The sequence below is a fragment of the Acidisphaera sp. L21 genome, from assembly GCF_009765685.1.
Taxonomy (GTDB): domain Bacteria; phylum Pseudomonadota; class Alphaproteobacteria; order Acetobacterales; family Acetobacteraceae; genus LMUY01.
On sequence record NZ_LMUY01000133.1, the window covers coordinates 22,550 to 47,530 of the forward strand.

General features: G+C 66.1%; 24 protein-coding genes. 11 read left to right on the top strand and 13 right to left on the bottom strand.

Features of this window, described 5'->3' with window-relative positions; all coding sequences use genetic code 11:
* Window position 1: 1 nt before the first annotated feature.
* From GSQ76_RS24635 to GSQ76_RS24650, 4 genes are read left to right on the top strand one after another with little or no spacing between them, the layout of a single operon-like run.
* Window positions 2-1,003, top strand: coding sequence for an NADP-dependent oxidoreductase (locus tag GSQ76_RS24635; RefSeq protein WP_158746748.1), 1,002 nt, complete (start codon window positions 2-4; stop codon window positions 1,001-1,003).
* Entirely contained in the window at window positions 1,000-2,085 is a 1,086-nt protein-coding gene (gene alr / locus GSQ76_RS24640; RefSeq protein ID WP_158746749.1) for an alanine racemase, read from the top strand. Before GSQ76_RS24635 ends, alr begins: the two co-directional genes overlap by 4 nt.
* On the top strand, window positions 2,085-2,864 hold the full coding sequence (locus GSQ76_RS24645; RefSeq protein WP_158746839.1) for an ABC transporter permease: 780 nt from the start codon (window positions 2,085-2,087) through the stop codon (window positions 2,862-2,864). The genes alr and GSQ76_RS24645 overlap by 1 nt, the downstream gene beginning before the upstream one ends.
* Complete coding sequence (locus GSQ76_RS24650) at window positions 2,854-3,633, top strand: ABC transporter ATP-binding protein (protein WP_254070617.1); 780 nt, start codon at window positions 2,854-2,856, stop codon at window positions 3,631-3,633. The genes GSQ76_RS24645 and GSQ76_RS24650 overlap by 11 nt, the downstream gene beginning before the upstream one ends.
* An 8-nt stretch (window positions 3,634-3,641) precedes the next feature.
* On the opposite strand, the gene GSQ76_RS24655 is transcribed toward GSQ76_RS24650, so the two are convergent.
* The gene (locus GSQ76_RS24655) at window positions 3,642-4,274 is read right to left on the bottom strand and encodes a YoaK family protein (protein WP_158746750.1); all 633 of its coding nucleotides are present in this window, start codon (window positions 4,272-4,274) and stop codon (window positions 3,642-3,644) included.
* Window positions 4,275-4,415 carry a hypothetical protein gene (locus GSQ76_RS24660; RefSeq protein ID WP_158746751.1) on the bottom strand — a complete coding sequence of 47 codons (141 nt, stop codon included), beginning with the start codon at window positions 4,413-4,415 and terminating at the stop codon, window positions 4,275-4,277.
* A gap of 88 nt (window positions 4,416-4,503) precedes the next feature.
* Between GSQ76_RS24660 and radA the strand changes: the two genes are divergently transcribed.
* The gene (radA, locus tag GSQ76_RS24665; protein ID WP_158746752.1) at window positions 4,504-5,883 is read left to right on the top strand and encodes a DNA repair protein RadA; all 1,380 of its coding nucleotides are present in this window, start codon (window positions 4,504-4,506) and stop codon (window positions 5,881-5,883) included.
* On the opposite strand, the gene mdoH is transcribed toward radA, so the two are convergent.
* Window positions 5,880-7,997, bottom strand: a complete 2,118-nt coding sequence (gene mdoH / locus GSQ76_RS24670) for a glucans biosynthesis glucosyltransferase MdoH (RefSeq protein WP_158746753.1) — start codon at window positions 7,995-7,997, stop codon at window positions 5,880-5,882. The genes radA and mdoH overlap by 4 nt on opposite strands.
* On the bottom strand, window positions 7,985-9,481 hold the full coding sequence (locus GSQ76_RS24675) for a glucan biosynthesis protein (protein ID WP_158746754.1): 1,497 nt from the start codon (window positions 9,479-9,481) through the stop codon (window positions 7,985-7,987). Before GSQ76_RS24675 ends, mdoH begins: the two co-directional genes overlap by 13 nt.
* Window positions 9,482-9,586: 105 nt before the next feature.
* Here GSQ76_RS24675 and GSQ76_RS24680 point away from each other — a divergent pair, with 105 nt between their 5' ends.
* The 4 genes from GSQ76_RS24680 to GSQ76_RS24695 are packed head-to-tail and all read left to right on the top strand — an operon-like array spanning window position 9,587 to window position 12,775.
* Entirely contained in the window at window positions 9,587-10,000 is a 414-nt protein-coding gene (locus GSQ76_RS24680) for a DUF3830 family protein (RefSeq protein ID WP_158746755.1), read from the top strand.
* 15 nt (window positions 10,001-10,015) lie between these two features.
* A complete protein-coding gene (locus tag GSQ76_RS24685) occupies window positions 10,016-10,597 on the top strand; it encodes a CvpA family protein (RefSeq protein ID WP_158746756.1) in 582 nt (193 codons plus the stop codon).
* Window positions 10,598-10,608: 11 nt separating this feature from the next.
* Complete coding sequence (gene purF, locus GSQ76_RS24690) at window positions 10,609-12,072, top strand: amidophosphoribosyltransferase (RefSeq protein ID WP_158746757.1); 1,464 nt, start codon at window positions 10,609-10,611, stop codon at window positions 12,070-12,072.
* The gene (locus tag GSQ76_RS24695) at window positions 12,032-12,775 is read left to right on the top strand and encodes an SDR family NAD(P)-dependent oxidoreductase (protein ID WP_158746758.1); all 744 of its coding nucleotides are present in this window, start codon (window positions 12,032-12,034) and stop codon (window positions 12,773-12,775) included. Before purF ends, GSQ76_RS24695 begins: the two co-directional genes overlap by 41 nt.
* Here the strand turns inward: GSQ76_RS24695 and GSQ76_RS24700 are convergent.
* The 5 genes from GSQ76_RS24700 to GSQ76_RS24720 form a co-directional block, all read right to left on the bottom strand.
* Window positions 12,772-13,830, bottom strand: coding sequence for an acyltransferase (locus GSQ76_RS24700; RefSeq protein ID WP_158746759.1), 1,059 nt, complete (start codon window positions 13,828-13,830; stop codon window positions 12,772-12,774). The two genes, GSQ76_RS24695 and GSQ76_RS24700, sit on opposite strands and share 4 nt — an antisense overlap.
* Window positions 13,831-13,905: 75 nt before the next feature.
* Window positions 13,906-15,207: an MFS transporter gene (locus tag GSQ76_RS24705; protein ID WP_158746760.1), complete on the bottom strand. Its 1,302-nt coding sequence runs from the start codon at window positions 15,205-15,207 to the stop codon at window positions 13,906-13,908.
* 453 nt (window positions 15,208-15,660) lie between these two features.
* Window positions 15,661-16,992 (bottom strand): ribosome biogenesis GTPase Der, encoded by a 1,332-nt coding sequence (gene der / locus GSQ76_RS24710; RefSeq protein ID WP_158746761.1) that lies wholly within the window; start codon window positions 16,990-16,992, stop codon window positions 15,661-15,663.
* Window positions 16,993-16,996: 4 nt separating this feature from the next.
* Entirely contained in the window at window positions 16,997-18,340 is a 1,344-nt protein-coding gene (locus GSQ76_RS24715; protein WP_158746762.1) for a PQQ-binding-like beta-propeller repeat protein, read from the bottom strand.
* Window positions 18,337-19,005: a tetratricopeptide repeat protein gene (locus GSQ76_RS24720; protein WP_254070618.1), complete on the bottom strand. Its 669-nt coding sequence runs from the start codon at window positions 19,003-19,005 to the stop codon at window positions 18,337-18,339. The genes GSQ76_RS24715 and GSQ76_RS24720 overlap by 4 nt, the downstream gene beginning before the upstream one ends.
* 92 nt (window positions 19,006-19,097) lie before the next feature.
* On the opposite strand from GSQ76_RS24720, the gene GSQ76_RS24725 reads away from it, so the two are divergent.
* Window positions 19,098-19,508, top strand: a complete 411-nt coding sequence (locus GSQ76_RS24725; RefSeq protein ID WP_158746763.1) for a hypothetical protein — start codon at window positions 19,098-19,100, stop codon at window positions 19,506-19,508.
* On the opposite strand, the gene GSQ76_RS24730 is transcribed toward GSQ76_RS24725, so the two are convergent.
* The 3 genes from GSQ76_RS24730 to GSQ76_RS24740 are packed head-to-tail and all read right to left on the bottom strand — an operon-like array spanning window position 19,509 to window position 22,734.
* A complete protein-coding gene (locus tag GSQ76_RS24730; protein ID WP_158746764.1) occupies window positions 19,509-20,825 on the bottom strand; it encodes a dihydroorotase in 1,317 nt (438 codons plus the stop codon).
* A 24-nt stretch (window positions 20,826-20,849) separates the two neighbouring features.
* Window positions 20,850-21,629 (bottom strand): trans-aconitate 2-methyltransferase, encoded by a 780-nt coding sequence (gene tam, locus GSQ76_RS24735; RefSeq protein WP_158746765.1) that lies wholly within the window; start codon window positions 21,627-21,629, stop codon window positions 20,850-20,852.
* Window positions 21,616-22,734 carry an NAD(P)/FAD-dependent oxidoreductase gene (locus GSQ76_RS24740; RefSeq protein WP_216851284.1) on the bottom strand — a complete coding sequence of 373 codons (1,119 nt, stop codon included), beginning with the start codon at window positions 22,732-22,734 and terminating at the stop codon, window positions 21,616-21,618. The genes tam and GSQ76_RS24740 overlap by 14 nt, the downstream gene beginning before the upstream one ends.
* 1 nt (window position 22,735) lies before the next feature.
* On the opposite strand from GSQ76_RS24740, the gene GSQ76_RS24745 reads away from it, so the two are divergent.
* Window positions 22,736-23,944, top strand: a complete 1,209-nt coding sequence (locus GSQ76_RS24745) for a TIGR03862 family flavoprotein (protein ID WP_158746767.1) — start codon at window positions 22,736-22,738, stop codon at window positions 23,942-23,944.
* Here the strand turns inward: GSQ76_RS24745 and GSQ76_RS24750 are convergent.
* Window positions 23,928-24,977 carry a sensor histidine kinase gene (locus tag GSQ76_RS24750; RefSeq protein ID WP_158746768.1) on the bottom strand — a complete coding sequence of 350 codons (1,050 nt, stop codon included), beginning with the start codon at window positions 24,975-24,977 and terminating at the stop codon, window positions 23,928-23,930. The genes GSQ76_RS24745 and GSQ76_RS24750 overlap by 17 nt on opposite strands.
* Window positions 24,978-24,981: the final 4 nt, after the last annotated feature.

Genomic DNA, 24,981 nt, shown 5'->3' on the forward strand with positions numbered 1-24,981 from the left:
AATGGCCGAGATCAACCACCAGATCCTGCTCGCCAGCCGGCCGACCGGTGCGGTCAGCGCCGAAAATTTTCGCCTGGTCGAAACCCCGTTGCCGCCGCTGGTGGAAGGGCAGTTCAGGGTGCGCAATCACTTCCTGTCGCTGGACCCCTACATGCGCGGGCGCATGAACGAGACGAAATCCTACACCGCCTGCCAGGCCCTAAACGAGGTGATGGTCGGCGCCACCGCCGGTAAGGTCGTCGAATCTCGCAATCCGGCCTGGTCAGTTGGCGACACGGTAACGGCTGGGTTCGGCTGGCAGGAATACGGCACCACCGACGGCGCGGGCGTGAAGAAGGTGGATGCCAGCCGCGTCCCCCTCTCCGCCTATATCGGCTGCGTGGGCATGCCGGGTGCCACCGCCTGGTACGGGCTGCTGCATGTGTGCAAGCCGGTGGCCGGCGAGACCGTGGTGGTGAGTGCGGCCAGCGGCGCGGTGGGCAGTGTGGTCGGCCAACTGGCCAAGAAGCATGGCTGCCGGGTCGTGGGCATCGCCGGCGGCGCGGACAAATGCCGCTACGTGGTGGACGAGTTGGGGTTCGATGCCTGCGTCGACTACAAGGCCGGTGCGCTGGAGGCCGATCTGAAGGCCGCAGCGCCCAGCGGCATCGACTGCTATTTCGACAATGTCGGCGGCGTCGTGTTGGACGCCGTCATGGCGGACATGAACGCGTTCGGCCGGATCGCGATATGCGGCGCCATCTCCGGCTACGACGGCCACCCAATGATCATGGCCAATCCCCGTCTGATCCTGGTGTCCCGCCTGAGGATCGAGGGCTTCATCATCTCCGAACATCTGGACGTCTGGCCGCAGGCGCACGCCGAATTGGGCGAGATGGTCGCTAGTGGCGCGTTGAAATTCCGGGAAAGCATTGCACAGGGCCTGGCCAGTGCGCCGGTGGCATTCATGGGCATGCTGAAGGGCCATAATTTCGGCAAGCAACTGGTGAAGCTGATCCCGTGACAGCTTCGCCCGCGGCCGACTCCCTATGGCCGACCTGTCTCGAAATCGACACCGCTGCTGTTGTCGCCAATTGGCAATCGGTGCGGCGCGGCCCGACGGCCAGCGTGGTGAAGGCGGACGCCTACGGCTTGGGCGCCACCAAGATCGCCCCGGCCCTGCACGCCGCCGGGTGCCGTCATTTCTTCACCGCCCATCCGTCCGAGGCGATGGCCATCCGCGACCTCATCCCCGGCGCCATGCTGGCGGTGCTGAACGGGTTGTGGCCCGGCCTGGAGACAGACTTCGCCGCCAACGACCTGACCCCTGTGCTGGGCACGCTGGACGAGGTGGATCGCTGGGCCGCCCATGCCCGCCAGAACGGCCGCGCCCTGCCCGCCATCCTGCACATCGACACCGGCATGAACCGGCTGGGCCTGGATGCGTCGGAGTTGGAGGTCCTCGCCGCCGACCCGGCACGCCTCGGCGGGCTGACGATGCGCTACGTGATGACGCACCTCGTCTCCTCCGAATGCCCAGCCGATGCGATCAACGAGACGCAGCGCATCCGCTTCGCTGCCGCCTGCGCCCGGCTACCGGCGATGCCCCGCTCCCTCGCCAACTCCTCCGGCCTGTTCCTGGGGGCGGACTTCGACTCCGAGCTGTCTCGGCCGGGGGCCGCGCTGTATGGAGTGAACCCAACACCGGGCCAGCCGAACCCGCAGCGTTCCGTGGTGCGCCTGCGCGCCCGGGTGCTGCACGTGCGGGACGTGCCGCAGGGGGAGAGCGTTGGCTATAATGGCCAATGGACCGCCGTGCGGCCCAGCCGGATCGCAACGGTGTCGGTCGGTTATGCCGATGGCTATCTTCGTTCGCTCAGCCACCGCGCCACCGCGTATTTTGACGACCAGCCCGTGCCGCTGGTAGGTCGCGTATCTATGGACCTCTCCACCTTTGACGTGACGGAAGTACCCGGCCTCGCGGCCGGCCATTGGCTAGACATGATCGGGCCCGGCGGCGTGGATGCGCTGGCTGCGGAGGCCGGCACCAACGGCTACGAAATCCTGACCTCGCTCGGGCGTCGTTATAAGCGCGTCTATCTGTGATCGTGCTCGACTGGCTGGCGGCCATCGGCCGCGCAGCGTTCGCCATCTGCCGCACCACCGGCGCCGTCGCCCTGTTCGGGGCGGAAGGCGTGTCCCACATCGTCCGCCCGCCTTATTACGGGCGCATGTTCCTGCGGGCGTTCCTGGAATTCGCCTATTTCAGCCTGCCGGTGGTGGCGCTGACGGCGGTGTTCTCCGGCATGGTGATCGCGCTGCAATCCTACACCGGCTTCTCCCGCTTCAATGCGGAGGGCGCGGTCGCCTCCATCGTCGTGCTCTCGGTGGTGCGGGAGTTGGGTCCGGTGCTGGCCGGGCTGATGGTGGCGGGCCGTGTGGGTGCGGCGATGGCGGCCGAACTCGGCACCATGCGCGTGACCGACCAGATCGATGCGCTGGGTACATTGTCCACTAACCCGATGAAATACCTGGTGGCCCCTCGCCTGCTGGCCGGCACGTTGGCGTTGCCGCTGTTAGTCGTTGTGGCCGACATACTGGGCGTTGCTGGCGGGTATCTGGTTGCCACTGTGAAACTGGGGCTCAGTCCGTCTGCCTACCTGAACAACACGTTCAACTTCGTCACCACCAACGACGTCGTCAGCGGGCTGGCCAAGGCCGCGGTGTTCGGCTTCCTCATCGCGCTCATGGGCTGCTTTCATGGCTATAACAGCAAGGGTGGCGCGCAGGGCGTTGGCGCCGCGACCACATCGGCCGTGGTGATGGCCTCCATCATGATCCTGGCGGGCGACTACGTGCTGACGGAGTTGTTCTTTGCCCACTGACCCGATCCCCAAGATCCGCATCCGCGGGCTGCGCAAGCGCTTCGGCGACAAGCAAGTGCTGGACGGCGTTGACCTGGACGTGATGCCAGGCACCTCGATGGTGGTGATCGGCGGCTCCGGGACCGGCAAGTCCGTCCTGCTGAAATCCATCCTCGGCCTGGTCGAGCCCGACGAAGGCACGATCGAGATCGACGGCCGCAACATCCTCACGATGAGCCGGCACGAGCGGGAAACGCTGAACCGCCAGATCGGCATGCTGTTTCAGGCCGGCGCGCTGTTCGACAGCATCCCGGTTTGGGAAAACGTCGCATTCGGCCTGCTGGCGCAGCAGAAGATGAGCCGTGACGACGCCCGCAAGCGCGCCGGCGAAGTGCTGAGCCAGGTCGGCCTCGCCGCGAGCGTCGGTGACCTGTCCCCGGCCGAACTCTCCGGCGGCATGCAGAAGCGTGTCGGCCTCGCCCGTGCCATTGCCGCGCAGCCGAGCATCCTGTTCTTCGACGAGCCGACCACCGGGCTGGACCCAATCATGGGCGCCGTCATCGACGGTCTTATCGTGGATTGCGTCAAACGCCTTGGCTCGACCGCCGTCGCCATCACCCACGACATGGCGAGCGCCGTGCGCATCGGCGACCGCGCCGCCATGCTCCACCGTGGCAAGATCGTCTGGACCGGCCCCGCTGCCGACCTGCTGCAAAGCGGCAACGAGGTCGTGGACCAGTTCACCCACGGCCGCCGCGACGGCCCGATCCAGATGGAATTGCGCAAGTAGCCGGCGGCTCAGTCCTCCGCCTGCACGAAGGTCACCACCGTCAGCACCGCCGCCACCGCTGCGGCCGGCCATAGTGCTCCCAGGCCAAGTTGGCGGAACACGAACCCGCCAATCACCGCACCCGCCACCAGGCCCAGCCAGCGCAGAAAATTGGGCACCCAGCCGAGCGGCGGGCCCCCCATCATCGCGCTCGCCATATGCTGCGCCATCTTCACCAGCGTGCCGGTCATGTAGGTCAACCCGACGCTGACCTCGCCGTCATGCTCGAACACGCTGTTCTCCACGCCCATGGCCAGCGTGGCAGCACAGATCGCCAGTGTGGTCTGGCCGAACGCCTGCAGCGCGCCCGCCATGGTCAGCAGGGCCGTAACCAGCGTCATCACCGCGGCCCTGCCGCCACGTACGACCCGGCGCAGCAGCGTGGCCAGGATCACGCCTACGACAAACAGGCCAACGATGCCCAGCGGAACCGCTGCGTGTGCCCAATCGGGGCTGCTCAACTCCACCCCCATCTGGGTGGAATTACCGCTCATGAACGAGATGAAGACGCCGCCGAGCCATAGGAAGCCGATGGCGTCGACGTAACCCGCAAGCCCGGCCAGGAAGATGGCAAGGGGCTGGTCCCGCCTTGGACGGAACACCTAGGCGGGTTTTGTCCCATTGCCGCTGTGTGCCGGGTCGGTCTGGGACGGCGGGTCGCTTGCAGGGAAGCTCTCGTCCAGCGACTCGTCCAACGCGTCCTCGTCGGCCTGTGTCGGCGGGGGGGATTTTGGATCAGCCATCGCGGTTCTCCCTAGGGTATTCGGTGGTAACTTCTGCCCAGCCGCCCGAGTGCTTGACCGGCCGGGCGGGCCAGAGGATGGCTGCGTCATGGCCAAACCCACCCATCGATTTGTCTGCCAATCCTGCGGTGCCGTCACGGGCAAATGGTCGGGCAAGTGCGATTCTTGCGAAGAGTGGAACACGATCGTCGAGGAGCCGATCGAAAACCGCCCCGGCGCGCCGAAAGCCGGCGGCAAGTCGTCGCGGCTGGACTTCGTCGGCCTGCAAGGCACCGCCGAGCCACCGCCCCGCGCCCAAACCGGTATCGCCGAACTGGATCGCGTGCTGGGCGGCGGGTTGGTCAACGCATCGGCGGTGCTCGTGGGCGGCGATCCGGGCATCGGCAAGTCCACGCTGTTGCTTCAGGCAGCGGCATCCTTGGCCCGGGCCGGACGGCGCGTCCTGTATATCACCGGGGAAGAATCGATCGACCAGGTCCGCCTGCGCGCCCGGCGGCTTGGCCTGTCGGATGCCAAGCTGGAACTGGCTGCCACCATCAACGTGCGCGATATCGCCGCGGCGCTGGAGCAGGCGACGGACGCCGCGCTCGTGGTGATCGACTCGATCCAGACCATGTGGATGGACACGATCGATTCGGCACCGGGCACGGTCAGCCAGGTGCGCGCCTGTTCGTTCGAGCTGATCCGGTTGGCGAAGTCGCGCGGTTTCGCCCTTGTTCTCGTGGGACATGTCACGAAGGACGGCGCCCTGGCCGGCCCGCGCGTGCTGGAGCACATGGTCGACGCAGTGCTGTATTTCGAGGGCGATCGAGGCCACCAATTCCGCATCCTGCGCGGGGTGAAGAACCGCTTCGGCGCCACCGACGAGATCGGCGTCTTCGCCATGACCGAAACGGGGCTGGCGGAAGTTCCCAACCCCTCCGCCCTGTTCCTGGCGGAGCGCCGGGGCAACATCGCCGGGTCAGCCGTGTTCGCCGGGCTAGAGGGCACGCGACCGGTTCTGGTCGAGGTGCAGGCCCTGCTATCCCCCAACGCCGGCGGATCGCCGCGCCGCTCGGTCATCGGCTGGGATAGCGGGCGGCTGAACATGATGCTGGCGGTGTTGGACAGCCGCGCCGGGCTGCGCCTGTCCAGCCACGACGTGTATCTTAACGTCGCAGGCGGTCTGCGCGTGATCGAGCCGGCAGCAGATTTGGCCGTCGCCGCCGCCCTCGCCTCCGCCGCGACGGAAACGCCGACCGACGCCGGCACGGTCTATTTCGGCGAGATCGGGCTGTCGGGCGAGGTGCGGCAGGTAGCGCAGGCCGACGCCCGGCTGAAAGAGGCGCAAAAACTGGGCTTTGCCGCCGCGTGCCTGCCGCGTCGCCTAGCCCAGGGCGGGCGCAAGCCGGCGGTGCTCCCCGGCTTGCGCCTCAACGAGATGGGTCATCTGGCGGAGCTGGTGGCCGCGTTCACCGGCAAGGGCTAGGCCATCTGGCCCAGCCGATCCAACCCGGCGGCGCTGCCCAGCACGGCTGCCTTCTCGCCGCGGGTCATCGCCGCGGCGGCGGCTTCAAGTGTGTCAGCCTCCTCCAGCTTCGCCAGGCCGGTCGCCAGCCCGGCATCCTCGGAGCGACGCCGCGTCGGCGGCAGCATCCGGACATGCGCGGCCCACAGCGCCGGGTCATCGCGCAGGCGGCGCATTGCCTCCGGGGTAGGCCCATCACCCATCTCGCGGGCGCGCGCGACCGCCATGACCAGCACGGGCGGGGGCGCCACCTCCTCCGGGATCCGCAGCAACCCGATCCGGCGTAACCCACGCCCAATGCCGGCGCTGCCCGTGACCAACACCAGCGGGATCGCGAGGGCCTGGCCGATCACCACGGGCGACATCCAGGCCAGCAGATAGGGCGACACCAGGAACGACGCGACAGCCAGCGATATGCCGAACAGCGTGTGCCAGGCATACAGCCGCGCAATCATGCCGAACGGAATACTGCCATCGTCGCGGCGCTGCGCGTTCCAGCCGGAGTCCCGCCCCAACAGGATGGCGAACACGTCCAATGACTGCGTCAGCATCGTCACCGGTGCCAGCAGCCCGGCAATCACCGTCTCCAGCAGCAGGGAAAACATGGCCCGGATCGCCCCGCCACAGCCGCGCCGCATCCGGCTATCGAACAGCAGGGCGATATAGGCCAGCAGCTTCGGCGCCAGCAGCAGCGCCATAGTGCCGATGAACACCAGCTTCGCACGCTCCGGGTCGATGATCGGCCAGGTCGGAAACAACGACTTCCCGTTCGGGAAATAATCCGGCCGAATGAACCGCGACTGCAACGAGATCAAGATCCCGACAAGGATGAACGCCAGCCACATCGGCGCGGTGATGTAGGACCCGATCCCCGTCAGCAGATGCATCCGGCTCACCCAATGCAGCCCCCGCGACGGCAGCACCGCGATATGTTGCAAATTCCCCTGGCACCACCGCCGGTCCCGCACCGCCAGATCCGGCAAGGAGGGCGGGCTCTCCTCATATGACCCCGGCAAACCCGGCACCATATGCACTGCCCAGCCGCCCCGCCGGATCAGCGCCGCCTCGACGAAATCGTGGCTGAGGATGTGGCCGCCGAACGGCTTGCGCCCCCGCAGCAGCGGCAAGCCGGCCTGCTCGGCAAACGCCACCGTGCGGATCATCGCATTATGGCCCCAGTAATTGCCCTCCGCCCCGTGCCACCAGGCGATGCCATGCGCGATCACCGGCCCGTACACCCGCCCGGCAAACTGCTGCATCCGGGCAAACAGGCTGTTGCCGTTGGCAATCGTCGGCAGTGTCTGGATCAGACCCACTTCCAGATGCTGCTCCATCGCGGCCGCCAGCCGCACCAGGGCGTCGCCGGTCATCACGCTATCGGCGTCCAGGATCAGGAATTGCGGGTAGCCGCCGCCCCAGCGCCGCACCCAGTCGGCGATGTTGCCAGCCTTCCGCTCGGTATTGATCGGGCGGCGGCGATAAAACACCCGCGACCCCGAGCCCAGCCGGTCGCGCAGGGCAAGGAACGCCGCCTCCTCCGCCACCCACACATCGGCATCCGTCGTGTCGCTGAGGATGAAGGTATCGAACTGGCTACCCTGCCCGGTTTCCCGCAACGACAGCTGGATCGCCTCCAGCCCTGCCATCACCCGGGAAGGCTGTTCGTTATAGGTCGGCATCAACAGCGCCGTGCGTATGCCCAAGCTTGGTAGCGGAGTCCGCAGCCCGATTCCCAGCCGGCGCCCGCCACGGAACAGGCAGGATATGAACCCGGCCACCGAACTGGTGAACGACAGTGCAATCCAGGCGAACAGCGCCACGAACAGGACCATCAGCACCACGATCAGCGTGGTGATACCGCCGGAGTCCAGCACCGCCGCCATCTCCCGCGCCGCCTGCACCGTCATCGCGATCGCGGGAACGATCACGACCAGCCGGCGAAGCCACACCAGATGAGGCGCCTTGCCCACAGGTCGCATCCGCGGCGCCGCCGGGCCACGCAGCGCCTGCACTGGCATGTCCAGCGGCGTCTCCAGCGGCAGCGCCGCGGGGGAGTCCGGACTTATGTGGTCCATCGATACAACCAGGTCTCGGTGAGCGGGGTATCGCCAGCCATCAGCCGGCCGTGCAGTTCGATCGCCGTCTCGCGGCCCGGCACCAGCTCGAAGCTGATGCGCCAGCCGACCCCGGGAATCTCGGTCGACGTTAGGTTGCGCAGCTGGCCCTTGTCGTTCGTGACATCCAGCTTCGGTGTGATGCCGGGCTTCAACGGCGCCAGATCCAGCACGACCAACCGCGACCCATCCGGCCCCGGCCCAACCATGGTGTTGGTGAACGGCGTCGGCAGCCCTTTCACCGGCGGCGCGGCACACCAATGCAGCCTGTAGGCGTAATTATACGCCACCCCCGCCTGCAGCTTCGATTTCGGCCGCCAAAACGCGACGATGTTGTCGTTCACCTCTTTATCGGACGGGATCTCCACCAGCATCACCGAACCCTCGCCCCAGTCGCCGATAGGCTCGATCCAGGCGCAGGGGCGGTTTTCGTATCGTGACTCGATATCCTCGTAGCCGGCGAAGCTGCGTTTGCGCTGCTGCAGGCCGAATCCCTTCGGGGATTTGTCCATGAAACTGCTCACCTGCAGCCGGGTGGGGTTGTCCAGTTGCCGCCACAGCGTCTCACCGCGCCCGGTCAGCATCAGCAGCCCATCCGAGTCGTGGACCGCCGGGCGCCAATCATCCACGCGATTGCGTTCATTGCCGTCGAACAGGAACATGCTGGTCAATGGCGCGATGCCGGCCTGGTCGATGTCGACCCGGGGAAACAGCGTCACGGTCGTTTCGAACACCGTGTCCACGCCCGGCGAAATCACGAACTTGAAGGCGGCAGCCGCACTTTGGCTGTCCAGCAGCGCATACACCGTGATCGGCTGCGCCACCTTCCCCGGCTTCGGACGTTCGATCCAGAATGTCTTGAAATATGGAAATTCCTCGCCGCCCGGGTCCGCCGTCTTGATCGCCAGGCCCCGGGCCGACAGGCCGTAGCCGAGCCCTTTCGCCACCGCCCGGAAATAGCTCGCGCCGAGAAACGCGGCGACCTCGTCGAAATAATCCGGCCGGTTCAGCGGCGCATGCAGCCGGAACCCCGCATAGCCGAGATCCTCGTTGGTTGGGCGCTGCACGCTACCGAAGCTGAATTCCTCCGGATTGTAGCGCACCGGGGCACTGCGACCGTCCACGACCTCATTGACGTCGATGCGGCCCTTGTAGATCGAGCCTCGATGGAAGAATTCCACCTGCCACGGCAGCTTCGTGTCCCGCCACAGCGCATGCCGCTTGTCGAAGCGGAGCATGCGGTATTGGTCGTAGCCAATATTGGCGAGATACCCCGGCAGGCCGGTTTCCTGCGCCTGAAAGGGCCTGGAGGCGAGATCCCGCGCCGCGTCGCGCACGGTGGCGGCGGAGAAGGCGGTGCCGGTGTCAGGGGCGGCCAGGCTGGGCCGCGCTGCCAGTACCGCGGGCAAGGCGGCGGCGGCGGCGAGTAGGTCGCGTCGTTGCAAACTCTGGATCTCCGATGCATCCACACCACAATGTGCGCAGACGTGTAGGGTTGCGTCATGATCCGCTAGACCAGTCACATGCCACCCGTTACGAGGAGCGCCATCATGACCGACCTACGCATCACAGCCGGCGCTTTCACCTTCGGCGCCCGGTTCGAGGCATCTGCCCCCCGCACTGTGGCCAAATTCCGCAGCCTGCTACCCTACCGCGAGCGCGTTATCCATGTGCGTTGGAGCGGTGAGGCCTGCTGGATTCCGTTAGGTGACCTCGACCTCGGCCTCGGCTACGAGAATCCGACCAGCTACCCGGCGCCGGGCCAAATCATTCTGCACCCAGGCGGCGTCAGTGAGACGGAGATCCTGTTGGCCTATGGCAGCGTCCAATTCGCCAGCAAGGTTGGCGTTCTCGCCGGAAACCACTTCCTCACCGTCACTGAAGGGCTGGAGAATCTGCCGGCTTTGGGTAAATCTGTGCTGTGGAGTGGAGCGCAGGAGATTGTGTTCGAGCTTGTTGGTTAACCAGAGCCTCTTCGCATGAACTGGGTCGATGTCGCCATCCTGGCGGTGATTGCCTTTTCTGGCATGCTCGGATTCCTGCGCGGGATGGTGCGGGAGGTTTTCGGGCTGATCGCCTGGGTCGGCGCCGTCATCGCTGCGATCTGGTTCTTCCCGCAAGTTCAAGGCATTGCCCGCCGCTCCATCGAAAACCCGGACATCGCGGATCCAGTAGCGTTCGGCGCGGTTTTCCTGGTCGTGCTGATCATCCTGTCGCTGATTGCGCGCATGTTGGGCGGTGCTGTACGCAAGTCGGCGCTCGGTGGATTGGACCGCACGCTGGGCCTGGTCTTCGGGCTGGCCCGCGGTGCGGTGTTGATGATCGCTGCCTATCTCATAGCTGGTGTGGTCGAACCGGTGGACCGCTGGCCCAATGAAGTGTTGGCAGCGCGCACCTTACCATCCATCTATGTCGGATCGGTCTGGGTCGTACAACGTCTGCCGCCGGAGTATCGGCCGGCGCTGCCCGTCCCGCCGACCGATCGGCCCGCGAGTTCGGCAGATCTGCTACATGCCAACCCCGTAGGCCGCGCGCTCGGCTCACCGCCGCCGCGCCTGTAGGAGTGTCGCTCATGCTGCCGGACCGTTTTGACGACGACAAGCCGCACGAGGAATGTGGAGTTTTCGGTGTCTGGAATGTGCCAGACGCCGCGGCGCTCACCGCGCTGGGCCTGCACGCGCTGCAGCATCGTGGGCAGGAAGCCACGGGCATCGTTAGCTTCGACGGGCAGAAATTCCACCAGCACCGCGGCCTCGGCCTGGTCGCGGATACATTCGGCGATGCGCGGGTCATCTCGTCACTGCAGGGCCCGACCGCAGTCGGGCACAACCGATATGCCACGACCGGCGAGACGATTCTGCGCAACGTGCAGCCACTCTATGCCGATTTCGAGTTCGGTGGCCTAGCGGTCTCGCATAACGGTAACCTGACCAACGCGATGGCGCTGAAACGCGCCCTCGTGCGTCGCGGCTGCCTGTTCCAGTCCACCACCGATAGCGAGGTGTTCGTTCACCTCATCGCCATCAGCCTGTATTCCACCGTGGTGGACCGTCTGATCGACGCGCTGAAGCAGGTCGTCGGCGCCTACTCCCTGGTATGCCTCTCCAACGACGCGCTGATGGGCGTCCGCGACCCGCATGGCGTTCGTCCCCTGATCCTGGGGCGCATTGGCGGCAACGAGCGCAATAATGGCGGCTGGGTCCTGGCCTCCGAAACCTGCGCGCTGGACATTGTGGGGGCTGAATTCGTCCGGGACGTGGAGCCGGGCGAGATCGTTATCATCAACGACAAGGGCGTTCACAGCATCAAGCCATTCAGCCCGGCGAGCGACCGGTTCTGCGTGTTCGAATATATCTATTTCGCCCGTCCCGACTCGGTCGTCGAGGGCATGCCCGTCTACGAAGCCCGCAAGCGCATTGGTGAGGCCCTCGCCCGCGAATCGGCGGTGCCGGCGGATGTGGTGGTGCCGGTGCCGGATTCAGGCGTGCCCTCTGCCATGGGCTACGCCGAGGCGAGTGGCCTACCCTTCGAGCTTGGCATCATCCGCAATCACTATGTCGGTCGCACTTTCATCGAGCCGACTGACCAGATCCGCAACTTGGGCGTGAAGCTGAAGCACTCCGCAAACCGAGCCGTGCTGAAGGGCAAGCGCGTCATCCTTGTGGACGACTCGATCGTGCGCGGGACCACCAGCCGCAAGATCGTGGAAATGGTGAGACAGGCCGGCGCCGCGGAGGTGCACATGCGCATCTCCTCCCCGCCGACGACACATTCCTGCTTCTACGGCATCGACACGCCGGAACGTGGCAAGCTGCTGGCCGCGCGGCATGACGTCGCCGAGATGGCCAAGCTGATCGGCGCCGACACCCTAGCCTTCATCAGCATCGACGGGCTGTACGAGGCGCTGGGCAAGGCTGGCGGGCGTGGCGCGCAACCGGCCTATTGCGACGCCTGCTTTACCGGCGACTACCCGATCAGCCTGTCGGACATGACCAATGAGGCAGAGCGTCAGCTCAGCCTGCTACCCGGCCAGTGACCCGGCGTTGACGGGTCGCGTTGCTTTCGTCACCGGGGCGAGCCGCGGAATCGGGGCTGCTGCGGCGATCGCCCTGGCGAAAACCGGGACGCATGTGGTGATAACGGCCCGCACCCAGGGTGGCCTGGAAGAAACCGACGACGCGATCCGCGCCGCCGGCGGCACCGCGACCCTGTTGCCGCTGGATCTGGCGGAGGGCGACGTGCTGGATACCGTCGGCCCTAGCCTGTTCGAGCGGTTTGGCAGGCTGGACGCGCTGATCCACGCCGCCGGGTCGCTGGGAAAGCTCACCCCAGCGCCGCACATCCTGCCACGGGACTACACGGCCACGGCGGCGGTGAATATGGAGGCGGCTTGGCGGCTGATCCGCACCTGCGGCCCGTTGCTGCTGGCGAGCAGCGCCGGGCGTGCCGTGTTCGTCACCGATGCGTTGGTGGCCAACCCGCGGGCGTACTGGGGCCTGTATGGTGCCACCAAGGCAGCGATGCAGCATCTGGTGCTGTCCTGGGCGCACGAGACGGAGGACACGACCTGCCGGGTAAACCTGTTCGACCCCGGCCCGGTCGCAACCCGGCTACGCAAGGAGGCAATGCCGGGTGAAAACCCTGCCAAGCTGCGCCAACCGGAGGATGTGGCCGATCCGCTCGTTGCCCTGTGTGCCGCGACCGAGCAGCGGCACGGTGCGATCGTCACGGTGGCTTAGACCCCCGCCTTCGGATGCGCGGCGGTCAGCCGGGGACGCAGCAGAACCCGTTTCGTCTGCTGCAATCTCTGCTGGATTGGTCGGTCCAACCAGCGGTCGAATGCAACCCCGGCGAGTACTCCGCAGCCAGCGCAGGCCAGGCACAGCACGTTGGTGACGGGCAGGTTCAGCCGCATGACTATGCCTGCCATCAACGTGACTACGGAGAAATGGACCAGGTAGATCGAGTACGACGCCTGCCCCAGCAGCATCAGGACGCCCGGCACGCGAATGCGGCCCGCCTGCTCCAACCGGACCAGCGATACCACGATCGCCCCTGCGCCGAGCGCACAGGCAATCCCGGCCCATTCCGGGTGATCGTTCCGCGCCATTCCGACTACGAACGCCCCAATGCCCGTCAGCAGCACGGCATTCCAGACCGGCGCCGGCAGCAGGTTGGATGCACGGCGCAGCCACCAGGCGCATCCTAGCCCGACGGCAAATTCCAGACAGATCGAACGCAGGTAGTAACCTGCCAGACCCAACTCCGCCCCGCTTAGCGTCAGCAACAGTGTGGCGACCTGCCATGCGAGCAGCAGCGCCAGCCCCATCGTCCGGTTGATGATGATGACGGCGAACACGGCGTAGAAGAAAAGTTCGTAGGTTAACGTCCAGGTGACGTTTACCAGCGCGTCACCAAGCTGGGGCAGCAATAACGTGCTTGCCACCAGCGCGGATGGGGCCAGCTTGCCAATCTTATCCGGCCCTCCAAAGCCGAGGGAATAAAGGGCGATCGCCGGCACGGTCATAATCCAGACCGAGGGATAGATCCGCACGAGCCGGTTGTAGACGTAGTTCCCCAACCGAACCGGGCGGCCGATATCGGCCCCATGCACGTAGGCGATGATGAAGCCGCTGAGCACGAAAAACAGGTCGACGCCACGGTTGCCGGCGGCAAACCAACCGCCGAACGGCACGTGACCCGACCGGATGCCGAAGATAAACTGGGTGTGGAACAGCACGACCAGCAGCGCCGCCACCGCCCGAAGCATCTCCAGCGATCGCAGTTTCGGCAAGCTGGCCCCTCCAGTCGACGCAATTTGGCAGAGTTTGGTTAACGTGAACTAGCACGTCACTCTGCCAGATTTGCATCACTCTGCAGGCATGATCCTGCCGCTCGGCGCCTGTTCCAGGCTGGAATCGTGTCGCAGCGCCATGACGATGACCATTGCCACGAAGCCGGCCGCAGCCAGGGTCCACAGCCCGCCGTTATAGCTGCCGGTCGCATCTTTGATGTAGCCCATGGCATAGGGGCCAAAGAAACCCGATAGATTGCCGATGGAGTTCACCACTGCGATCCCGCCGGCGGCAGCCGGGCCGGAAAGGTAGGCGGTGGGCAGCGTCCAGATGACGGGCAGCGAGGCGAAGATTCCGAACCCAGCGACAGTGAACGCCACCATCTTGACCAGCGGATCGTCGAACATCGTCGAGGCGCCGATACCGGCGGCGGCGATGAACAGGGCGATTGCCGCATGGCCCTTCCGCTCCTGCTTCAGATCGGACCGCCGGCCCCACAGCACCATCCCGACCGTTCCGACGATATACGGCAGCGCAACGACGAAGCCGGTCTGCAGGTTGCTGAGGCCGAAGCCTTTCACGATGGTCGGCAGGAAGAAGCTGAAGCCATAATTACAGGCGACCGCGCCGAAATAGACCAGCGACACCGCCAGCACACGTGGGTCGGTCAAGGCCTGCCACACGCTGTAGTGCCGGGCGGCTTCGCGGACCTTCTGTTCGGTCGCCAGACGGTTGATCAGCCACGCCTGCTCATCCGCGGCAAGCCAGGTCGCATCGGCCGGCTTGTCGGTGAGGTAGAACAACACCACGACGGACAGAACCAGGGCGGGCGCGGCCTCCAGAATATACAACCACTGCCAACCATGCATGCCCATCCAACCATCCAATCCCAGCAGCGCACCCGACACCGGCGCACCGATGACGGAGGACAGGGGAATGGCCGCCATGAACAGGCCGATGATGCGCGCCCGCTCCTTCGCCGGAAACCACAGCGTCAGGAAGAAGATGATGCCGGGGAAGAAGCCGGCCTCGGCAAAGCCCAGCAGCACGCGCACGACATAAAAGCTGGTTTCACCACCGATAAACGCCATCGCGCCGGACAGCAGGCCCCAGCTGAACATGATCCGCGCAATCCATTTCCGCGCGCCGAACCGCTCCAAGAACAGGTTCGAGGGGACTTCGAACAGGAAATACGCGATGAAGAAGATGCCGGCGCCTAAGCCGAACGCCGTCTCGGACAGGCCCAGGTCTTTGCTCATGGTCAGCTTGGCGAAGCCGACGTTCACCCGGTCCAGATAGGCGACGAAGTAACACAGCACCAGAAACGGTACCAACCGCAGCGTTACCCGGCGAAGGGTCCTTGCTTCCAAATCCATCGAACATTCCCTGCAATACGCTGCCTTTGCGGCAGTTCGTTATGGTGCCGACTGTGGCGAAACCGGCCGCGGCTGGAAAGAACAATCTGAACCCAGCGCACCGCGTCACGTTGACCCGTGAGGGGGTAGCGGAGCACCAACCCAGTGATCAAATTACGTATACTTGCGGGATGCCTCGCCCTGGGGCTTGCCGGATGCAACGGTTCCGCCTCCCCGCCAGCAGTGGGACAGCGCGTCGGCGACTCGCTGGACAATGCAGGCGTCGCTACGGGAAACGCGCTCGGGCGGGCGGGCGATGCTACCGGGAGTGCTCTGCAGCGGGCCGGCAACAGCGTGCAAAAGGCGACCTCGCCTTAGCGGATCAGACCCGGTGGCTGTTCACCCCGGTCCGATCAGAACGCCTCGGGTTTCGCCAGCGGCTGCAGCAAGTGGATCGGATTGACCCCAGGTCGTTTACTCGTCGGCGTAGGGGTTCTTCGTTCCGCGGAACTGCAGTCGGATAGGGGTGCCGGGCAAGTTAAAACTATCGCGTAACCCATTGACCAAATAGCGGCGATAATCTTCCGGAGTTTGTTCCGCCCTGGTGCCGAAGATAATGAAGGTCGGCGGTCGCGCCTTCGCCTGGGTGGTGTAGCGCAGCTTCAAGCGGCGGCCGTCCACCAACGGCGCGGCGTGCCGTTCCAGAGCGGCTTCGAACCACCGGTTTAGTTCGCCGGTGGGCACGCGGGTGTTCCAGATGGTGTGGATTCGGCGCACGGCGGGCAGCAGCTTATCCACCCCGGCACCGGTCATGGCCGACAGGGTGACCACCGGAATGCCCTTCATCTGCGCCAGACTGGTTTCCAACCGGTCGCTGACGCCTTTGCGCGCTTCGTTCCGGTCCGCGACCGCGTCCCATTTGTTCAGCGCGATCACGCAGCCGCGGCCCTCACGCTCGATCAGGCGCGCAATCTGCAGGTCCTGCTCGTGAATGCCGTCCACCGCATCAATGCAGAGCACGACGACCTCCGCCATCTTCAGCGCTTCGATGGTGGACGAGGTGCTCATCTTCTCCAGCCCCACCTCGATCCGCGCCTTCTTGCGCAGGCCCGCGGTATCGACCAACTCGATCGGCCCCTCTTCGTCGGAGAAGCGGACGGCGACGGAATCCCGGGTCAGCCCTGGTTCCGGGCCGGTGATCATCCGCTCCTCGCCAAGCATGCGGTTCAGCAGGGTGGATTTGCCCGCATTGGGCCGGCCAACGACAGCCAAGCGCAACGGACGATTCAGGCCGTCCTCATCCTCCTGCCTAGCAGGCAAGCGATCGGCAATTTCGCCCATCAGATCCGCAAGGCCCTCGCCATGCTCCGCAGAAACCGCCAGCGGCTGCCCAAGACCGAGGCTAAAGCCTTCCATCGCCGCCTGCGCGCCGCCCCTGCCCTCCGCCTTGTTGGCGACCAGCAGCACTGGCCGACCCTGCCGGCGGAGCCATGCGGCGAAGTGCTCGTCGGCTGGCGTAATGCCAGTCCGGGCATCGACCACGAACACCACCAGGTCGGCGCCGGCAACCGCCGCCTCCGAACTCGCGCGCATGCGGCCATACAGGCTGTCGGGTGCGCTTTCCTCCAGTCCGGCGGTGTCGACCAGGCGGACGGTCCGGCCACGCAGTTCGGCCGTGGCGTCCTTGCGGTCGCGGGTGACGCCGGGCGTGTCGGCAACCAGCGCGAAACGGCGGCCGGCCAGTCGGTTGAACAGCGTGCTCTTCCCGACATTTGGCCGTCCAGCGATGACGACGACGGGAAGCATCGCTCTAACCGAACGCTGTTAGGGAGGCATCATCCGTCACGACGAACAGCTTACCCCCTGCTGCGACCAAGCCGACCGACACTGCATCTGGCAGATCCTGCTGGCCCAGAACCTCGCCAGTCTGCGGATTCACCGCCGTCAACTTCTCGGTCGAGCCGGCGAGATACAGGTATTGGCCACCCAGCAGCGGGCCTGTCCAGAAAATCGGGTCGCGCGACTTCGCCGGGTCCTCGTATCGGGCCAATTGCGTCATCCAGCGAATGCGGCCATCGGCCTTGCTGAGGCAGGCGATCTGCTGGTCCAGCGTCAGCACGAAGATCCAGTCGCCAGCGATGCAGGGTGTGTTCTGCCCGGCGGCCTCACGCTCCCAAAGACGGCGACCAGAGCGCAAGTCCAACGCCAGGAACAGGCCGCCGACGCCGATCGCGTAGACGACGTTGTCCACGATCACCGGCAGGGCGCGGATAGCGGACAAGTCGGCCATGCTATTGCGCCCACGGGCTGCCGCCAAGCTATCGCTCCACGCCAGGGTGCCGGTGTCGGCGCGCAATGCCACCAGGTCGCCTGAGCCAAACCCGGCTACGACCAGCCCATCCGCATAGGCCGGCGCCGGCTCCCCCAACACGATCGTGCTGGAGCTTGTGGCTTGATAATTCCACAGCTGCTTGCCGTCCGACGTCGACAGGGCGACCAGGCGCTCGTCGATGGTCGACACGAACAGTCGGCCATCCACGACCGTGGGCGCAGACCGCGCGGGTGCGCCTATCGACACGCGCCAATTGGTCTTGCCGGTCGCCGGATCCAACGCCAGCACATCGCTGCGCCCGGTCGTCACGAACACGACGCCAGCGGCAAAGGCGAGGCCGCCGCCGACATTGGTGCTGCGGTCCTTCTCGCCCTGCGTATCCACCCGCCATTGGCGCGAGCCGCTCGCGAGGTCGAAGGCAGACACGCTGGCATCCGAATCCATCGTATACACGCGGCCGCCGGCGATCACAGGGGCAGCGGTGATCTTCTGGCGATAGCCACCGCCCTCCCCGATCGAGCGGCGCCAATGCTGGCTGAGATCACCCAACGCCACATTGCCCATCACATGGGCCGGCCCGCCGCCGGACTGCGGCCATTCGGCATTCAGCACAGGGGCCGGAAGGTTCACCGGACGATGGTCGGACGGGTCGACCTGCATGCCGCGGGTCGTGATGATAACGGCCTCGCGCTTGCCCGGCAGGGGCGGCTTGTCCGATTCGAACAGATCGTCGAGCGTGTTACAGCCGGCCAGCACCGCGATAGGCGCCAGCGACACCGTGCGCAGCAGCACGCGCCGGCTGAAATCGGGGGAACGGCTCATCCGCGGGCCTCCGGCGGGGCACCCAGCACGACCAGCAACTCGCTAGCCCGGCGGCGCAGGCCGTCGGCGGCGGCAGGGTCCGCCACCAGGGTGCGCAACAGCCGGGTCGCCTTATCTTTATCGTCCTGGCGAATCGCCACCATTGCATCCACTTCCTGCGCCAGCGGACGCCACGGGTTCGCCTGGGCCTGCAGCTTGGATGTGCGCGCGGCGATCGCGGACGGGTCGCCAGCATCGATCGAATGCTGCGCCCATAGCAGGTTGCCGAGGTCGCGCAGCATCGGGCTATCACCGTCCGTGCCGACCTTATCCCACAACGCCAGGGCCTTGGCGGTATCGCCGGCCGACCAGCGCAAAGCGGCCTCCTGCAGTTCGGCCAGCGTGCGGTAGCCGGTTGGCGCCGTGGCCGCAATCTTCGCGAACGCGTCCGGATCGGTCGGCTGGCCGCGCTGGGCACCCGGCGTCAGCACGCCAGTGGCCGCCAGATATGGGCCGGACGCCGCCTCGGCCTGGCGGGACTGCTGCCACTTCCAGCCCTGCCAGCCACCAACGCCGATCAACACGACCACCAGCACGCCGGCTCCCATGGCGCCGTAGCGCCGTGCCAACCCGCGCGCGCGCTCGGCCCGGAGGTCCTCATTCAGCTCATCAAAGATGTCGGCCACTCGATTAAAACCCTTGAACCAGGCGCGGGACCATAGCGGCGGGCCCCCGCGCGTGAAACCCTCTGTTCATCCGTTCATGGTTCATTAGATCCATGAACAAGCTTCTGCGTATCACGCTCACCATCTCCACCCTCGGTCTGGCAGCCACCCAGCTATGCGGCTGCGTGGCCGCGGCGGCCGCGGGCGGGGTGGAGGCAGCCAGCGTTGCAGTGTTCGGGCGGGGTGTGGTGGACATCGGTGTCTCCGCCGTCACCGGGCGGGATTGCTCGATCGTTCGGCTCGATCGGCAACAGGATTACTGCGCCCCGCGCGAGCACATGCCCCGCACGGAGCCCTATTGCAGCAGAACCCTTGGCGACGTCCAGTGCTGGCAGGATCCGGAGAGTTTCGGACCGACCCCGCCACGCTCGATCGCCGACAGCCCAGCTGTCACACCGGAGCAAGCGCGACAGATCACGTCGAACTGGCCGAAGACGCTAAACGTCCCCAAGACATTGGATTAGCTAGGCGGCGAAGTTCACCAATCGGCCGCCGGGTTCGCCCAACACTTCGCCATCCCGCATCACCGTGCGGCCGCGGATGATGGTGGCCATCGGCCAGCCGGTGATGGCCATGCCATCGAATGGGGTCCAGCCGCAGGGGGTGACGATCCAGTCATTGGTGATCATGCGCTTCTGCTTCATGTCGACCAGGGTGAAGTCGGCGTCGTAGCCCGCTGCGATCCGCCCCTTCCCGACCACGCCATACACGCGAGCCGGCCCGGCGCACATCAGATCCACCATGCGGGCCAGCGACAGCCGCCCAGCGTTCACGTGGTCCAGCATGACGGGTACCAGAGTCTGCACCCCGGTCAAACCGGCGGGAACCTCGGGCCACGGCTTCAGTTTCGCCGCGTGGGGATGTGGAGCGTGGTCGCTGCCGATTGTGTCGGCAGTGCCGTCGGCGATGGCGGCCCAGGCAGCGTGCCAATGCTCCTTACCGCGGATCGGCGGGTTCATCACGCCGAAGCCGCCAAGACGGTCGTAGACGTCCGGCGCCCATTGCGTCAGGTGGTTGACCAACAGCTCGGCAGTTGCGACGTCCTTGTAATCGCGCAGTAATTCAAGTTCCGACGCGGTGGAGACGTGCAGGATGTGGGTCGCTCGGCCGGTCTTGCGGGCCAGCGCCATCAGCCGCCTGGTGCCCAGTAGCGCACATTCCTCATCCCGCCATTCCATGTGGCTGCGGTATGGCATGCCGGAGTGGAACATTGGCCGGCGCTCCTGCAGCCGATACTCGTCCTCGCTGTGATAGGCGACGGCGCGGCGGCCGTTGCGCATCACCGCCTCCAGGCTGGCATCGTCCTCGATCAGCAGGTCGCCGGTGGAGCTGCCGGCGAACACCTTCACCGCGCACACGCCCGCCATGGTCTCCAGCATGCCGAGTTCCGGCGTGTTGCCATTCGTGGCGCCGACGTACAAGCCCATGTCGCACCAACTATTCGCCTCGATATAGCCCTGCTTCCACGCCACCCGATCGGCATTGGTGATCGAAGGCGTCGTGTTCGGCATGTCGAACACTGCGGCCAAGCCGCCCAGCACCGCGGCCTTGGTGCCGGTCGGCAGCGTCTCGATCGTCGGGTCGCCGGGGTCGCGCAGATGAACGTGCGGATCGATGAGCCCGGGCAGGACGTGCAGCCCAGTCGCGTCCACCACCGCGTCCGCCGTGCCAGAAGCGCCGATGGCCGCGATGCGCCCGTTGCGCACACCGATATCAGCGGCGACCTCGCCCCAGGGCAGCACGGCGGTGCCGTTCTGGATCAGCAGGTCGAAATGGGTCATGCGCGGACTCCGGGGAACGATGGGTTAGGCCTTCACGCCGACGAAAAACAGCCGTGGGAACAAAAGCAACCGGTTGCCATCGGCCCGAACTTCGTAGTTCTCGGCAATAGCAGCTTCATATTGCTGCAAATACCCCGCCTTCTCGGCTTCGGATAGCGGCTTAATGAAGGGTTGCAAGCCAGTGCTGCTCACCCATTGGACGATGGCGGCGGCAGAGTCCATCGGATGGTGATAGATCGTGCGCCACACTTCGGCCAGGCCGCCAGCGCCGACGAGAATGTCGTAATATGCGGTGATTGGCAGCACGGCCAGACGCTCCGCCGCCTTGTCGCCGATCGTCGCAGCCCACGGGCCGGATGCCGCAATCTCCCGCATCAACCGGTGGGAGGGCTCGTGGCGGTTGTCCGGCACCTGCACCGCCAACACCCCGCCCGGTGCCAGCAGACCGAACAGTCGCGGCACCAGCGTCGCATGGTCCGGCACCCATTGCAGGGCGGCGTTCGCATAGATCAGGTCTGGCGCGCGATCTGGCGTCCAACTGCCGATATCGCCGAGTTCGAACCGGCAGCCCGGCAGCCGCTCTCCCGCGGTTTCCAGCATGGATTCAGAGGTATCGACGCCAATAACCTCTGCTCCCGGAAAGCGGTTCACCAGCAACTCGGTCGAATTACCCGGCCCACAGCCGAGGTCTACCACCAGGCGCGGTGATTCCAATTCTACCCGGGCTAGCAAATCGCGCGCCGGTTGGGTGCGCTGTGTCTCGAAGCGGCGGTAGAGTGCGGGATCCCAACTATCGGCTGCCATGGGCGGTCTCCTCCAAACGGGCCAGCACCATATCGCCGACGGCCAGCGATGCGGTCAGGCCAGGGCTTTCGATGCCAAACAAATTCACCAGTCCGGGCACGCCATGCATGTCCGGCCCCAGCACGGCAAAGTCCGCCGCCGGTTCCTTGGGGCCGCTGATCTTCGGGCGAATGCCGGCATACCCCGGCACCAGCGCGTCGTCCGGCAACCCCGGCCAATAGCGGCGGATAGCGGCGTAGAACCCGGCGGCGCGACTGAGGTCGACGTCGTACTCCTCCTGCGCCACCCACTCCACATCCGGCCCGAACCGCGCCTGCCCGCCCAAATCCAGCGTCAGGTGCACGCCGAGGCCGCCGGGCTCCGGCACCGGGTAGATCAGGTGGCGGAACGGCGCGCGGCCCTGCAGACCGTAGTAGTTGCCTTTGCACAGATAGGCTTGGGGGATCGACTGCGACGGGATGCCCACGATCCTCCGCGCCAGATCCGGCGCGTGCAGGCCGATCGCGTTCACCAACGTGCCGCACTCGATCTGCATCGGGTGCTCACCCCCGACGTCCAGGCGGAAGCCGTAGGACAGCACCTCCCCAGACAGCACCGGCGCGTGGAAGGCGATCATCCCGCCGGCATCCTCCAGGTCGCCCTGATAGGCCAGCATCACGCCATGGCTGTCCACGATCCCGGTTTCCGGCGAATGCAACGCGGAGTCCACGCGCAAGGCCGGCTCCATCTCTCGCGCCTGCGCCCCGGTCAGCAGGGTAAGTTCCACACCATTGGCGGCGGCCTGGGCCTGGATCGCCTCCAGCTTCAGCGTCTCCGCTGGGTCGCTGGCGACGATCAGCTTACCGATCTTGTGCGCCGCCACTCCATGCGCCGCACAATACTCGTACAATGCCACCCGGCCCGCGACGCACAGCCGGGCCTTGAGGCTGCCGGTGGGATAGTAGATACCGGCATGCACCACCTCGCTATTACGCGACGAGGTGATCGTGCCGATCGCCCCGGCCGCCTCCAACACCAGCACCTCTCGACCGGCCATTGCCAGTGCGCGCGCCGTGGCGAGGCCGACCACGCCCGCCCCCAGAACAACCGAGTCCACACGTTCGATCATGACCCTAGCATCCTCCACCTCCCCATCGCTGAAAAGCGCCGTTGTCGTCGGCGCCGGCCCCGCGGGGCTCATGGCCGCCGAGCGATTGGCGCTGGGCGGCGTGTCCGTGACGATTTTCGACCACATGCCCTCCCCTGCGCGCAAGCTGCTGATGGCGGGTGTGGGTGGGCTGAACCTGACGCATAACGAGCCGCTCGAAACCTTCCTATCGCGCTATGGCGAGGCAAGGCGCGCGCTGGAACCCGCCATCACCGCATTTCCCCCAGCGGCGCTGCGGGAATGGTGCGACGGGTTGGGCCAGCCAACCTTCGTCGGCAGCAGCGGCCGGGTGTTTCCAAAGGCAATGAAGGCCTCCCCCCTGCTCCGCGCCTGGCTGCGGCGGCTGGACGGGCTTGGCGTGCAATTGCGCCTGCGCCATCGTTGGCTGGGGTGGGAGGGCGACGCATTGGTGTTCGATCCCGCGGTAGAACCGCAAGCCGGCGCCGTCGTGCTGGCCATGGGCGGCGCGTCCTGGCCCAGGCTGGGCTCGGACGGTGCTTGGTCCGGGGGAATGGCGCCCTCGCTGCTGGCACCGTTCCTGCCCGCCAATTGCGGCTTCATCGCGCCGTGGAGCCCCTACATGCTTCGTCACGCCGGCACGCCGCTGAAGCGTATCACGCTCAGCTTCGCCGGCCGCACCGTGCCCGGCGACGCCACGTTGACGGACGCTGGAATCGAGGGCGGTCCGGTTTACGCCCTGTCCGCCGCGATGCGCGACACGATTGCGTCCGATGGCGTCGCCACCGCCATGCTGGATCTACGCCCCGACCTCTCGCTGGAAGACCTGCGCCAGCGCTTGGCCGTACCCCGCCGGGCACAATCCCTGTCCACCTTCCTGCGCAAGGCGGGTGGCCTGTCCCCTGTTTCCGTCGCGCTGCTACGGGAATGCGCAGGCACGCCGGAAAACGTCGCCGCCGCGATCAAGGCGCTGCCGGTGCGACTGACAGGAACGACCGGCCTCGCGCGTGCTATCTCCACCGCGGGCGGATTACGGCTGGGCGCGCTGCACGGCCTGGCGGAACGCGGCGTCTTCGCCGCCGGGGAGATGCTGGATTGGGAGGCGCCGACCGGCGGCTACCTGCTGCAGGCCGCATTCAGCACCGGCTATGCCGCCGGAGAGTCGGCGCTAGCCTGGCTGCAGGGCAACCCGGCTACATCGCCAGACTGACCACGACACGCGTGCCTTCATACTTCGGGTCGACCGCCACGGTCGCCTGAACCGTGCGGGCCATCGCGTTTACGATCATGGTGCCCAGCCCGCTGCCCTTGGGAGCGGCGCCGCTCTCGTAGCCGACCCCGTCATCCTCGACCACCAGCTGCACGGTATCGGCGTGGCGGCGAAATCCGACCCGAATGTCGCCATCACCACCGGGATAGGCATATTTCAGCGCATTGGTGACCAGTTCGTTCACAATCAGGCCGATCGACACGGCCTTGTCCGTCTCCACCCGGATCGGCTCGGCCAATAGGGTGATTTGCCCCGAGCGTTCTTCCACTGCGCCCGCACGACGCAACTCGTCGATCAGGCCCTCCAGATATTGGTCCATGGCAACGAACTCGACGTCGTTGCTGGTGTAGAGCCGGCGGTGGACCAACATCACTGCCTCTACCCGCTCGGCAGCACGCTTCAGCGCCTCTCGCGCGTCAGGGTCGGCGATCTTACGGGCCTGTAGCTCGATCAACGAGGAAATAAGCTGCAGGCTGTTGGCGATGCGATGATTGACCTCTCGCAGCAGCAGCGCCTGCTGGGCGGCCAGTTTTTCCAGCCGATCCCGGCTCTCCTGCAGTTCCTGCAGCGCCGTCTCACGCTCCCGCCGCAGCCGAACCTGATGCTGGGATTGACGAATGGAGGTGGACAGGAACTCCATGAACGTCCCCTGGACGTCCTTGACCACGTAATCGAATGCCCCGGCTTTGAGGGCGGCGACCGCGATCCGCGGCTCCTCCGCCGCGGTGACGAAGATGATCGGGGGTGCCGCGGGCAGCCCGACCAGGTCCGCCAGCACGTCCAAGCCGTCGCGGCCGGGCATGAAGTGGTCCAGCGCGATGACGTCAAATTCCTGCGCGCGGGCCAATGCCAGCCCAGCCTCGCCGTCGCACGCGACCTCCACCGCGAAGCCATCACGGGCCAGGTGGCGCCCCACCAGGCGGCACAGGCCTTGATCGTCATCCACGTAGAGCACTCGGACGGGAGGCGTCACCCGG